At 59.2% G+C, this 12,782-nt stretch carries 9 protein-coding genes and 1 pseudogene; 2 read left to right on the top strand and 8 right to left on the bottom strand.

What is annotated here, in order from left to right:
• Positions 1–47 precede the first annotated feature (47 nt).
• From ABIE49_RS18880 to ABIE49_RS18870, 3 genes and pseudogenes are all read right to left on the bottom strand, one after another.
• Positions 48–1,025: pseudogene (locus ABIE49_RS18880) on the bottom strand (ABC transporter substrate-binding protein).
• A gap of 101 nt (positions 1,026–1,126) precedes the next feature.
• Positions 1,127–2,095: an ABC transporter substrate-binding protein gene (locus tag ABIE49_RS18875; RefSeq protein WP_192735615.1), complete on the bottom strand. Its 969-nt coding sequence runs from the start codon at positions 2,093–2,095 to the stop codon at positions 1,127–1,129.
• A 211-nt stretch (positions 2,096–2,306) separates the two neighbouring features.
• Positions 2,307–3,293, bottom strand: a complete 987-nt coding sequence (locus ABIE49_RS18870; RefSeq protein WP_192735614.1) for an ABC transporter substrate-binding protein — start codon at positions 3,291–3,293, stop codon at positions 2,307–2,309.
• Positions 3,294–3,547: 254 nt separating this feature from the next.
• Here ABIE49_RS18870 and ABIE49_RS18865 point away from each other — a divergent pair, with 254 nt between their 5' ends.
• Positions 3,548–4,180: a tyrosine-type recombinase/integrase gene (locus tag ABIE49_RS18865; protein WP_192735738.1), complete on the top strand. Its 633-nt coding sequence runs from the start codon at positions 3,548–3,550 to the stop codon at positions 4,178–4,180.
• 644 nt (positions 4,181–4,824) lie between these two features.
• Entirely contained in the window at positions 4,825–5,214 is a 390-nt protein-coding gene (locus tag ABIE49_RS18860) for a response regulator (RefSeq protein WP_192735613.1), read from the top strand.
• Positions 5,215–6,033: 819 nt separating this feature from the next.
• On the opposite strand, the gene ABIE49_RS18855 is transcribed toward ABIE49_RS18860, so the two are convergent.
• The 5 genes from ABIE49_RS18855 to ABIE49_RS18835 form a co-directional block, all read right to left on the bottom strand.
• Complete coding sequence (locus tag ABIE49_RS18855) at positions 6,034–7,026, bottom strand: ABC transporter substrate-binding protein (protein ID WP_354066875.1); 993 nt, start codon at positions 7,024–7,026, stop codon at positions 6,034–6,036.
• Positions 7,027–7,484: 458 nt separating this feature from the next.
• Entirely contained in the window at positions 7,485–8,492 is a 1,008-nt protein-coding gene (locus tag ABIE49_RS18850; protein ID WP_192735611.1) for an ABC transporter substrate-binding protein, read from the bottom strand.
• A 225-nt stretch (positions 8,493–8,717) separates the two neighbouring features.
• The gene (locus ABIE49_RS18845) at positions 8,718–9,107 is read right to left on the bottom strand and encodes a response regulator (RefSeq protein ID WP_192735610.1); all 390 of its coding nucleotides are present in this window, start codon (positions 9,105–9,107) and stop codon (positions 8,718–8,720) included.
• Entirely contained in the window at positions 9,104–11,302 is a 2,199-nt protein-coding gene (locus tag ABIE49_RS18840) for a GAF domain-containing sensor histidine kinase (RefSeq protein WP_354066874.1), read from the bottom strand. The genes ABIE49_RS18845 and ABIE49_RS18840 overlap by 4 nt, the downstream gene beginning before the upstream one ends.
• Positions 11,303–11,391: 89 nt before the next feature.
• Positions 11,392–12,765, bottom strand: coding sequence for a GAF domain-containing protein (locus ABIE49_RS18835; protein ID WP_192735609.1), 1,374 nt, complete (start codon positions 12,763–12,765; stop codon positions 11,392–11,394).
• Between the last annotated feature and the right edge of the window lie 17 nt (positions 12,766–12,782).

Raw genomic sequence — 12,782 nt, 5'->3', positions numbered from 1 at the left:
ACCAATCGGCTTGTCTCAAAAGTGCCAAACCCGGACATCGCAGCTCTTCACTCGATTGCCTCGTCTGCGCGGGCGAGCAAGCTGGGGGACACCTCGAGGGCGAGCGCTTTCGCGGTCTTGAGGTTGATCACCAGCTCGAGCTTCGTCGACTGCTGTACTGGCAATTCCGCCGGTTTCGTGCCTTTCAGAATACGGCCGATATAGACGCCCGTCTGACGATAGGCGTCGGCGTAGTCGGGACCGTAGCTCATCAGTCCGCCGGCTTCGACGAAGTCTCGCAGGAAGTAAATCGCGGGGACAGCGTGGTGTGCTGACAAGGCTACGAGCTGCGCCCGTGAAGTAATAAAAAGCGGATCGGAGCCGACAAGCACCGCGTTCGCTCGCCAATTCGACAAGGCAGCGAAAGCCGCATCGATCTCCGCGCTGGTGCTTGCGCGGTAAATTTAGATGTTCAGGCTGAGAGTTCGTGCGGCGACCAACACCTCCCGCACCGTCGGTTCGGCCGTTGCTGCCTCTGCAGAATTGACCAGTACTGCGATGCGCCTAGCCACAGGCAACAGCTCATGCAGCAGCGCCAATCGTTTTGCCTGCAGCTCGTTGACGACCAAATAGAACCCCGTGATGTTTCCATCCGGTCGGTTGAAGCTCGACACCAGGCCCATCTGGACAGGATCCACACCGCTCATGAACACGATGGGAATGGTCGGCGTTGCGCGCTTCGCAGCGCGCGCTGCGGCTGGGCCCGAGGCGGCAATGACGGTGGCCCCGCGCCGCACCAGATCAGCGGCAAGCTCCTGCACCGCCTCTGCTCCGCCATCGGCTGAGCGGTACTCCAGCCTCACGTTTTGCCCGTCTGTGAAGCCCTCGCTGCCCAGGCCAGCACGGAACGCAGCTAGCCATTGCCGTCGCGCATCAAGACCAGCGCCCAGGAAGCCGACGACAGGCGTGCGCTGTTGCGCGAACACTGTGAGCGGCCACGCAGCCGCAGCAACCGCAGCACCGGCAATTATGTCCCGCCGTCTCATTTTTCGCTCCCGGGCGAAGTATATGGCATCGTAGCAACTAAATTGAGCTGTCCGGAAGGGCCGATGTCCGCTCGGGGGCCCAAGACCGGAAGTCGCGGCGCCTATTCGATGATCTCGTCGGCAAGCAATAATACCGACGTTGGCATTGTCACTCCGATCAAGCGTGCGGTCTTGAGGTTCGCGATCAATTTGAAGCGTGTCGGTCGCTCGACGGGCAGATCCGAGACTGCCGCGCCCCCGATGACTTTGCCGATGAGAAATCCGGCTTGCGCGAAGAGACTTTGGAGTTCGGGACCATAGCCGATGAGCCCACCATTCTGAGCGAAATCGGGGAAGATATTTATTGTGGGAATACGGTTCCGGATCGCAAGATCACTTAGCAATTTTGGATTTCCCGACACAACGGGTGCAGACAACATCAACAAACCAGAAATCTGCGCTTGTGCCATTTCGTTAAATGCCGCCTCGAACTCTGCGACCTTATCAACTTTGAATACCTGCAACTCGACTGATAGAGCAGCCGCAGACTGCCGAGCAGCATACAACTGGAGAGTGCCACTGGCCGGGTGCCAAAGAACCCCGATCTTGGCTCCGCCCGGAACTACTTCACGCAGTAGCTGCAATGATTTCGCGCTGAACTCCGGCAAGTCTAGGAAAATCCCGGTGATGTTGCCCCCCGGATGAGCAAGGCTGGTTGCCCACCCATTTGCGATCGGGTCTGACTCCAAATCCAAGGCGATTATCGGAACGGATCGCGTAGTCGCGCGAGCTGCTGTGACAGCCAAGGGAGCTACTGCGCATATCGCATGAACGCCTTCTTTAACGAGGTCCGCCGCCATGGCTGGGAGCTGATCAGGTCTATCATTTGCAATACGGGCCAAGATTTCAAAATCTTCCGCAGAACCGGCCTTGCCGAGGCCTTCCCGCAAAGCTGATATTCGGTTTGCCACAAGTGTCGATTGGCCTGGATGCAAAAACCCGATCCGCCATTTCCGCTTCTGCTGCGCGCCTGCCATCAAGGGCCATACAGCAGCGCCTCCGACCAGACCCATAAATGCGCGTCGTTTCATGCGATTGCCTTCGAGCCAACGGGACCATCGTCTGTTCTTAGCCGGTCAGAAGACAAGTATCTATTGAATTGGACCGTGCGTAATGTCCGGGTTGGGTCAATTTGCGAAGTCGACGCCCGCTTCAACGAGGTCGGCTCTGTCCCTGTGGGGGGACATTGTCACATCGGTCACGCAGGTCCGAAAAGTGCCCAGATTCAGACATCGCGTCGCATCACTCAATCACCTCGTCGGCGGTCGCGAGCAGCGACTGCGGTACGGTTAGGCCGAGCGCCTTTGCAGTCTTGAGATTGATAATCAGCTCATATTTGGTCGGCGCCTGCACCGGCAGGTCGGCCGGTTTCTCGCCCTTGAGGATACGATCGACATACCCCGCGCCGCGTCGGAACTGATCGACCCGATCGGACCCGTAAGAAATCAGCCCTCCGGCCGAAACAAAGCCGCGGCTGTAGTATACAGCCGGCAGTCTATGCTTGGCTGCTTGCGCGATGATCATACCGCGATGACTAATCGCCAGTCCGCTCGACGTTACAATCAGGCCACCATTCGGATTGCCTGCAAATGTTGAGACCGCGCGCTCGAGTTCTGCTGCATCGCGCAAGTTGATCGGACTCGCCTCCATCCCGAATGATGGGGCCGCCGTTTGAACCGCGCTCCACTGACCAACTCCAGCGGTGAAATTGGAATCTCGGAGGACTGCCACCCGCGTCACGCGCGGAGCGAGTTCCTTGAGTAGCTCCAGCCATTTCCCTCCGATGTCATATGAAAAACTCGTGAATCCCGTGGCGTTGCCCCCGGGGCTCGCCAGACTGTCGACAAGTCCGGCGCCAACTGGATCGGGAACGACCGTAAACACGATCGGTATGGCTCTTGTGGCCTGGAGGAGTGGCCCCGCCGACGTGTTGCCGGCCGCCACGATTACATCCGGTGCTAACGCGATCAATTCATCTGCAAATTTGCGATTAGCGTCGGCACCACCCCCGGCCCAGCGAACGTCGATCCGAACGTTGCGGCCTTCGCTCCAACCCAGTTGCTGCAGTCTCGTCACTAAGGCACTGACGAGCCCGGGATATTCGGAATCGTCCACAGTTGCGGGGAGTAGTATGCCGACGCGGCGGACGCGCTCGCCCTGCGCACGCGCCCCAAGCGGCAGCGTGGCTGCCGAACCGCCGAGAAGCGCGATGAACTCCCGCCGACGCATGGGTACCTCCGAGAACGCGCGTCTTGGCAAATGCCGAAGCCTAACACTTTGTGGCGAAACGGCGAGTGAGAACGGGCAAACAATCGGCTGCAAACGCTGCGTCCCAATGTCCGATGTGGGTCAAACGCTACACGCTGTTTGCCGCCAAGACCTAAGCGAAGTCCGCTTTAGTCAAAAAAAACAGACCTTATTCCAACGCCTGATCCGGTGGCACAAGCTTCTCGCCCTCTGTAACAGAGCCGAGGAGTATGGCCATGCAGGATCAAGTGGATGCCACCCTTAAGCCGAAGCGCGTGCCGTGGAACAAGGGGAAGCTGGCCGGGGCAAAACCGCCACTGCGACCCAAACACGTCTGGTCGATCCGGACAAAGCTGCAGATCGAGGGCCGCGCTCGCGACCTCGCCATGTTCAATCTGGCAATCGACAGCAAACTTCGTGGCTGTGATGTTGTCGCGATCCGGGTCGAGGACGTCGCCGCAGGCGGATACACGGCGGATCGCGCAACTGTCCGGCAAAAGAAAACGGGGCGGCCTGTCAGATTTGAATTGAGCGAGCAGACCCGCCAGGCGGTCGATGACTATCTGCGGGCCACCGTCAAACGGCCCGGCGAGTTCTTGTTCACCGGCCGTCGCGGTCCTGACCGCAAGATGACAACACGCCAATATGCCCGCCTCGTCTCCGCGTGGATCGGCAGCGTCGGACTGGACCCGAGGCTGTTCGGGACGCATTCATTGCGCCGTACAAAAGCTACCCTGATCTATCGGCGGACAGGCAACCTACAGGCTGTGCAGCTTTTGCTCGGGCACACCAAGATCGAAAGCACGGTCCGGTACCTCGGCATCGAGGTCGATGACGCTCTTGCAATAGCGGAACAAGTTGATGCCTGAAATACCCGGGCAGAGCGGACATGCTCTGCCCACCCTTTAACCGCCGATTTATGCCAATAAGCGACATAAAACCGGCAGCTGTTTGCTGCTTTTCCATAGCGGTCTGAATGCTCGACCAACTCGTTCCCGGTGAGCGGTTCTGAGCGGCTCGTTGCAGGCAGGTAATTGGTCGAGCGGCGGTCACACCAAAGTTGGAGATAGTGAACCACTTCACACTCCCTTTGTGCGTCTGGCCGTACAAAGGTCAATCCAACGTGGGAGCGCCGAATGCCACAATCCATTCGCCATGATGATAATCAGCGCGCACCCAGCTGTTGGGCAGTGTCCGATCTTCGTCGGAATAATAATTGCGTGCCTGTTCGGCTTCATCCCCAGTTACCCGAAGGTGGCGTTATGGGTATCCAATGCGGCAGAAGCTGAATTTGCAGGTGCCGTGACCCTGGGATCAGAGCCAACCCTTGTCGCGGCAAAGAAGCCTGTCAGATATGAAGCCGTAATTGCCAATTGGAAGCGCCACCGGTCGGTAACTGAACGTAGCGAATGAACCGCGTACCGGTCTAGCGGCCGCAACTGTCTATGCCGTTGTTTGCCATCACGGTGTTCGGTTTGGGTCCGCGCACCGCAGCTAAAAAAGGAGCAACCAGATGAGCTCCCTAATTCTAGTCGTCGATGACGAATCCGATGTCGAGATGCTGTTTCGCCAGCAGTTCAGGCGCGATCTCCGCGCCGGCCGCTTTACAATGGATTTCGCCCAGTCAGGTGACAGCGCCCTTCAACACATCAAGGATACCGCTGGCGCGTCGTTGGTCCTGATCCTGTCCGACATCAACATGCCTGGAATGAGCGGCCTTGAACTTCTGCCAAGGGCTAAGACAGCACGACCGGATGTTCCCGTCATCATGATTACCGCCTACGGCGATGACGTTACCAAGCGAAAGGCCCTGGAAGGCGGGGCGGAGGGGTTACTGACAAAGCCCATCGACTTTGTGGCCCTACGCAGTGAAATCGACAGCCGAGTCGCGAGGGCCGCGTAACTCGAATTATCGGTCCCATTAGTGCCCATGCCCGTTCAGGGTGTGCGCCGTGCAAAAGGCGGCGCTTTCCAGTGGGTGCAAGCCCCACCCGACAACCGCTCCAGCCGGAAGCAATCGGATCACATGGAGGTAACGAAGTGGCTGAAGCCTTCAATTAGCGTGTCACAAATTGGTAACAGCGCGAGTGTGCAGGCCGCAACGCGAAAAGGACAATGCGCAGGTCGACCCGACAACCCTGTCGGGGAAGACTGATACGTCTGGATGAAATGAGCGAAGCGATACGTTCAGGCGCTGCGCCGGGGTAGTGGCGGCGGCATGTACACAAGGAAGGCGCACGAAACACGGGAAGCCCAAGGCGTGGTCAGCGATGACCAACCGGAAGCCCGTAAGGGACAGGCTGGGCGCCCTGGGGTGGCGGAGAGTTCGTAGTACCGCGGAAGCCGGGTAACGCCGGTGGACGGAAGGGACCTCAGTTCAAAATGTTCAGAAGCTGCAGAAGGCGTTGCACGCGAAAGCGCGAAGTCTTGTCCGAGAGCCGCATGCGGGAAATCTGCCTGTCCGGTTCGATGAGCGGGATGTGGAAACGGAGCCATGTTGGAACCACTAAGGCACCGCCAGACGAAAGGGGCGGCAACAGATATTTTCTACCTAACGCCACCGCGCCACATCTCGACTCTCCATTTTCGGAAGTCAGCGATCGCGTTCACGAGGTCAGCTCCGCCCTCGTGAACGGACATTATCAGGCTAGGCGCTTTGGTCCGAAAAGTGCCATAACCGGACTCCTGCGCCTCAGCAAACAGCCTTCTCTATTCGATGACCTCATCGGCGCGTGCGAGAACATTTGGCGCGGACTTCGAGGCCGAGCGTTCTTGCGGTTTTGAGGTTGATGGCGAAGAGGAACTTGGTCGCTTGCTGGTACGGAATTTCGCCCGGCTTGGTTCCGCGCAAAATCTGATCGATTTGCCCGGCCGCGCCTCTATAGGCTTCGGAGAGCTTGATGCCGTAGGCCATCAACCCGCCGGAAGAGACGAACTCCGGATAGGCGTACATCGCCGGCAGGCGGGCGGCCGTTGCCAACTCGGAGATAAGCCCCCGGTTTGCGATGTTCTCGCTCTGGTCGCTCGCGAGGAGCGCTTGCGCGCCTGCATCGGCGATCGCGAGGATGACTCGGCGATACTCCGGCTCCTGGAGAGAACCATGAAGCTGCGGCCCAACAAAGTTCAGGCCGTGCCGGTGCGCAGCCTCCCGAAGGGCCGGGCCGTACCACGAGTCCCAAGTCTCGTGGTCCGCAAGGAAGCCTATGCGGGAGAGGCCAGGGATAGCTTCTTTCAACAGTTCGAGACGCTTCCCCCAGACCTCTCGACCAGCGTCGACACTAACTCCCGTAATGTTACCACCAGGCCGCGCCAAGCTCGTGGCAATGCCGGCAGCGACCGGATCGGCCGAAATGCCGACGATCGGCATGGTTAGGGTGGCGGCTTTTAGCAACAAAATCATTTCGTTCTTTCCCGACAGGATCACGTCTGGCCTGCGACCTACAACCTCACGGGCCAGATCGGCATATTGCGCGGTCCGCCCCTCGGCGGAATATCGCTCGACACGTAGGTTTTGGCCTTCGATATAGCCGAGGCGGCGAAGCTCCGCGAAGAACGCGGGGAACCACGGGAGACGGTCGCTCGCCTCGTTCATCTCGGACACGGGGTACGACGGATGCGCAATGGCAATGCGGTAAACCTTGCCCGCCTGCTGCGCCTCAGCGCGGCTGAGCGCGACGGTGCAAACGAGACCGGCAATGAACGCGCGGCGCTTCATTTGATCCCCTCCTTGGCTCCTGAGCCGGGAGCGTAACAGCGCTTTAATTTGCGCTATCTTATCACGTCGGAATGAGGGCGGGCGTGCTAAACTGGATACACCGGCTCACGTCACGGCTGTTCTGGCCGACTGCCAAATGTAGTTCGCCCCTCGTCGAGCTGTAAGCAGACGTAGATGCGTATGACTCCTGTTTCGAGACGGCTCATTTCAGGCCACGCAAGATATGGTGAAGTCGCTCAGAGTTTGGTACCGCGCCTATCCTGCTCGGGGCGCGCCGCATCGGTCCGCTTGCATCGCGGACAGCGGGTACGACTAGAAGCAGCGTCACACGGTCATTCGCGTCGGTATGACCGGACCACGGCGACTTCCGGTCTAACCGGTGAACGGACATTCTCAGGATCGGCAGGCATGTCTCAAGGTGCCACCACCGGACTCATGCGGTGCAGCAGCTAGCAGCCCTATTCGATCACCTCGTCGGCGCGAGCGAGCACAGACGGCGGTATGGTGAGGCCAAGCGCCTTGGCGGTCTTCAGGTTGATGGCCAGCTGAAATCTTGTGGGTTGATAGATTGGAATGTCACCAGGTTTTGCCCGGTTCAGGATTTGGTGCACGTTATCGGCGAGACGTTGGGCGAGTTCGCCGAGATCGGGCGCATAAGCCATCAGCCCACCCAAATCCACATAGTCGCGGTATGGATAGCAGATCGGAAGACGGTGTCTCTCCGCCAATTCAACGATCAGTACTCGTTGCGCCAGAAATCCACCTCCTTCGTCAATGAGGACAGCCTCGAATTCTTGTTGCGTCATCGCATCGAAGGCGCGGCGGATTTGAGTCTCGTTGAATTCCGCAGGGAATATCCCGTTCACAGCCACGCCCAAGCGGCTCCCGGCTTGGCGAGCCGACAATCCCGTGTCGTCCTCCCATGCTGCACGCGCCGACGCAAGGTAAGCAACTTTGGTCAACGACGGAACTGTTTCCTTCAATATTTCCAAGCGCTTTCCGGTGATTTCGTTTCCCGCGTTGATACTCACGCCGGTGAGGTTTCCGCCAGGGCGGGCAAGGCTTCTGCCTGATCCTCCCCAGATCGACGTTCCCGCGATTGCAACTATCGGTATCTCCGAAGTAGCCTGCGTGAAAGCCATTACGAGTGCGTGCAGATTGGTAACGATGACGTCGGGCTTGCGACTCACAACGGTGCCGGCGAGCGCGCTCAGATTGTCAGTGCGGCCCTCGGCGGAGTAACGCTCGACGACAAGATTGTCTCCCTCAACATCGCCCAACTTGCGTAGCGTCTCGTAGAACCGGCGCACCCAGAGAGGCCCGGCTGTCTCGGTGAGTTGTTCGGCCGGGATACCGGAATGAACGAACGCGATACGGCTCTGCTTTCGCGACTGTTGTGCGCACGCCGCAAAGGGCCAAGCGAACGACAAGCCGCCTATAAGCGCCATGAACTCGCGCCGTCTCATGTCCGCTCCCAAGGTCAGGTGACGGCATCGTAGCGGTTTAGTCGGGCACATTGATAGCCATGAAAGCCATATGCCGCACTGCACAGCCAATGTCTCAGTTGGGGTTATTCCCGTCGGTTTGGCCAGACCACGGCGACTTCCGGTCTACCCCCGTCAACGGACATTCTCACGATAGGCGAGCATGTCTCAAAAGTGCCCAGAAGCGGACATGGCAGGTTTGGCAGATTAGCGCACCTGGGCCAGCCGTCTGTCGATCTCCTCGCGAAGCAAAGTGAAGTTGATGGGCTTAGTCAGCAACCCGATCGCGCCGCCTTCTATCGCCGTCCGTTTGGTTTCGGGATCGCCATAGGCGGTGATCATGATGATGGGGACTTCGGGTCGTAGCTCCCTGACTTTTGGCAGCATCTCAAGTCCGGTCATGCCGGGCATGTTGATGTCCGAGAGGATCAATATCAGGGTCTGCTCAATAGGGCGTGCGATCCGCGACAGAGCATCCGCCGCGGAAATGGCGAAGTCCATGACGAAGCGTTGCGCACGCAGGTCGTGCCGGAATTGCTGGCGGAACAGCGCCTCGACGTCGGGCTCGTCATCGACCACCAGAACCAGAACGCTCACGGCTTACCTCGATCCGTGCCTAAAGCACTGCTCTTCCTCGGCAGGACGATCGTGAACTCTGTGAACTGCCCGGGCTCGGTCGCGACGTCAATTTTGCCGCCGTGTTGCTTCACGATTATGTCGTGCGTCATCGAGAGACCAAGGCCGGTTCCTTCACCGGCTGGCTTGGTGGTGAAGAACGGGTTGAACATCTTTTGCTGCACTTCGGCCTGAATGCCGGTGCCGTTGTCGCGAATACGAATTTCGACGGTGGCGCCGAGGTTCTTGGTGGTGGCCCGGAGGGTTGGCTCAAAACCGGGTTCTTTATCCTCGGACTTGCGCCGGGTCGCCGCGTAGACGCCGTTCGCGATCAGATTGAGAAATGCACGGGTGATCTCCTGAGGGAACAGTTCGATTGTACCCGCCTCCGCATCGAAATCGCGCTGCAGGGCAATGTTGAACTCGCCTTTTTCCGCGCGCGCACCGTGATAGGCGAGGTTGAGGCTCTCATCGAGAAGCGCATTGATATCCGTAGGTCGGTGCTCTCTTGGGCCTTCACGCGAATGCAACAGCATGTTCTTGACGATGGAGTCGGCACGTTTGCCGTGCTGGACGACCTTTTCGAGGTTGCCCTTCAGCAGCCCGGTCAATTCGTCGACTTCTTCGCGGACCTTGTCGTCCATCGCGACCGGCTTGAGCACGCCGTTCAGTTCGTCGGTCAGTTCCGCCGAAAGCGCGGAGAAATTGTTGACGAAATTGAGCGGATTCTTGATCTCATGCGCGATCCCGGCGGTGAGCTGGCCGAGCGAAGCTAGTTTCTCGGTCTGCACCAGACGATCCTGCGCGGCGCGCAGTTCTTCGAGCGACCGGGTCAGATCTTCGGTGCGTTCGCGCAATTCATGCAGCAAGCGTGCGTTCTCGATCGCGATCACGGCCTGGTTAGCGAAGTTGGCGACGACTTCGGTCTGTTTTTCAGCAAACGGCTTGACTTCCTGACGGTAGATTGTGATGGCGCCGATCAACTCGTTTTCCTTGAGCATCGGAACGACGAAATACGACCGGGCCCCGGCGAGATCGCCTATCGCAACAACGGAAGGATCGCCGCCCTGATAGGCCGGCAACGCTCTAATGTCCGCGACGTGGACCACTTGGTGGGTTCGGGCAACCATGCCGAGACCGCTTTGCGGGTGCGGGTGGAATGGCGGTTGTGTCGTCAGCCACGCGGTGTAGACCTCTGGCAGACTGTAATTGGCGACAGGGCGGAAGCGCCCCTCCTCGCAAAGATTCATCAGGCCGAAATTTGCACCGCAAATGTGTGTTGCATTCTCCAGCATCGTCTTGAACACCGGCGCGAGATCGCCAGGCGTGCTGCTAATGACCTGCAGCACCTCCGATGTTGCTGTCTGCTGCTGCAGCGACTCCGTGAGGTCTCGCGTGCGCGCCTGCACTTCTTCGAACAGACGAACGTTGCCGATGGCGATCACGGCCTGATCAGCGAAGGTTTGAAGCAAGGTAATCTGCTTTTCGCTGAACGGGTGAACTTCGGTGCGGCGAAGTACGATAGCGCCAATGCTTTCGCCCTCGCGCAGTAGCGGCACGCTGAGGATGGTGCGATGGCCCATGCGCAGCGACAGCTCGCGGCCATCGGTGAAGTCGGCGTGCTTCTCGTCGCTCAGATCCTCAATGTGAACCGGCGTCTGGTCGACGAAGGCACGGCCGGCGGTCCAGCGGCGGTTGATCGGCCACTTCTCGATGCCGATCGGAATTGGTCCGTGATGCGCGCTGATCCGCAGATATTCGCCGTCTTGCAGCACCACCGCTGCATCATAAGCATCGCAAAGCTGGCAGGCGCTTTCGACAATGGCATTGAGAACAGGCCCTACGTCGGTCGGTGAGGACGCGATCACTCCGAGGATGTTGCTGCTCTCTGTCTGATAGGTCAGCGCCTCCGTAAGGTCGCGCGTCTTCGTCTGCACCTCGTCGAATAACCGGACGTTCTCGATCGCGATCACGGCCTGGTCGGCGAAGGTCTGGACCAATTCGATCTGCTTATCGCTGAACGGGCGGACATCACGGCGTGCCAACACGAAGACGCCGATGGGTGCACCCTCGCGCAGCAAAGGGACACCGAGCCGCGTGCGCACTTCCGGATCTTGAAATCGGTAATTTTGGTCAGTCTGAGAGTCTTCGATATGAACGGTTTTACCTTCAAGCAAGACCCTTCCGATTGTGCTGCCCGTGCCCGGCTGGAACGAGCAGCTTTCAAGAAACACCTTCCTGGGAGGGGAAAGCCCACAGCTTGCCGTCAGCGGTAGGCGTGATCTCGGGGCTGAAATATCGTGCCCTCGTCGGCTTCGCACAGGCGGGCCGCGGATACGACCAAAGTTTCCAACACAGTCTGCAGATCGAACGCCGAGCGGCTGATCACCTTGAGCACGTCAGCGGTGGCGGTCTGCTGTTGTAGTGACTCCGAGAGGTCGGCGGTCTTCGCCTGAACCTCCTTGAATAGGCGCACATTCTCGATGGCGATCACGGCCTGGTCGGCAAAGGTCCTAAGAAGGCTGAGCTCCTTCGGCGTGAATGCGGCATTTGGCTCGCGCAGCACCGAGATTAGGCCGATCCCCTGGCCCTCCCAGATCATTGGGGTCATTACGACGGAAAAATTGCCAAACACCTGAACCACGCGACGTATGCTCGAAGGCACGTCAGCACCATTCATCACGTCGGGAAGATAGACTTGCCGTCGCTCGCCAAGGACGCGGGGAGCCGATGTCTGCTCGATTGGCAGCGGGTACACCTTGTCGATTGCTTCGTAGCCAGTTCCACGGCGTGCCGCCACATGCAGCAACCCATCGCCAGGAGCGAGAAAGATCGAAACCTGCCTGCAATCCAAAAGCCGTTCCGTGCTATCGAGTATGCGCTCGAAGACCGGCTGCGTGTCGGTCATTGACCTCCCGATCACCTGCAGCACTTCCGATGTGGCGATCTGATGCTTCAACGCTTCCTGCGTTTCGTTGAATAGCCGGACGTTCTCGATGGCGATGACGGCCTGGTCGGCGAAGGTCTGCATCAGTTGCACGTGATACTCGGCGAATGAACCTGTCGTAGCGCGGGTGATGCTGACGACGCCAATCGGCACGCCGTTGCTCATTAGCGGCACGAACAGCATGCTGCGGAAGCCATGCAGCCGCGCGATTTCCTTGATCGGCGCGTGCGGTATCTCTTCGGTGTCCGGGATCGGGAAGGGCTTGCCTTGCTGGGCTAACCGGAACGCCTCGAACGCATCGACCGGCCTGGGAAAATCCGCTTGGAGGGCTGCATCGGCAGCCGGACTTACCGGGGTGAACGCGGCAAGATGCACAGTATCGTCGAGAAAGCGGAAGACTGCAGTGGAGAATCCGCCGAGCAGCCGGTTGGCGCTTGAGGCAATCGCCTCAAACACCGGCTGCACGTCCGACGGCGAAGAGGCGATGACCTTCAATATCTCGGCAGTCGCCGCCTGCTGCTCGCGGGCTTCCTTCAGGTCTTTTATCGGATCGGAGACCGAACGACGCTTAACTCGCGCGGCTGCTGGCGCAGTGCGGGGCTTGGTCTTGGTGGTCTTGCGGCCCTTTGCTGGGCTTGCGTTGCGGGCTTTCGCCTCGCTCTTCTTGCCGCCCGTTCTTGATGGCCGCGCCATGTCTGCCCCCAGGGTCA

Source organism: Bradyrhizobium sp. OAE829, from assembly GCF_040546575.1.
In the GTDB taxonomy this organism is placed as follows: Bacteria; Pseudomonadota; Alphaproteobacteria; order Rhizobiales; family Xanthobacteraceae; genus Bradyrhizobium.
This window is presented reverse-complemented; position numbering and strand designations above follow the sequence as displayed.

What these genes read in the sequence shown, in the direction of transcription:
- ABIE49_RS18875 (WP_192735615.1), bottom strand. Translation starts at nt 2,095, where the DNA reads ATGAAACGACGCGCATTTATGGGTCTGGTCGGAGGCGCTGCTGTATGG.
- ABIE49_RS18870 (WP_192735614.1), bottom strand. Translation starts at nt 3,293, where the DNA reads ATGCGTCGGCGGGAGTTCATCGCGCTTCTCGGCGGTTCGGCAGCCACG.
- ABIE49_RS18865 (WP_192735738.1), top strand. Translation starts at nt 3,548, where the DNA reads ATGCAGGATCAAGTGGATGCCACCCTTAAGCCGAAGCGCGTGCCGTGG.
- ABIE49_RS18860 (WP_192735613.1), top strand. Translation starts at nt 4,825, where the DNA reads ATGAGCTCCCTAATTCTAGTCGTCGATGACGAATCCGATGTCGAGATG.
- ABIE49_RS18855 (WP_354066875.1), bottom strand. Translation starts at nt 7,026, where the DNA reads ATGAAGCGCCGCGCGTTCATTGCCGGTCTCGTTTGCACCGTCGCGCTC.
- ABIE49_RS18850 (WP_192735611.1), bottom strand. Translation starts at nt 8,492, where the DNA reads ATGAGACGGCGCGAGTTCATGGCGCTTATAGGCGGCTTGTCGTTCGCT.
- ABIE49_RS18835 (WP_192735609.1), bottom strand. Translation starts at nt 12,765, where the DNA reads ATGGCGCGGCCATCAAGAACGGGCGGCAAGAAGAGCGAGGCGAAAGCC.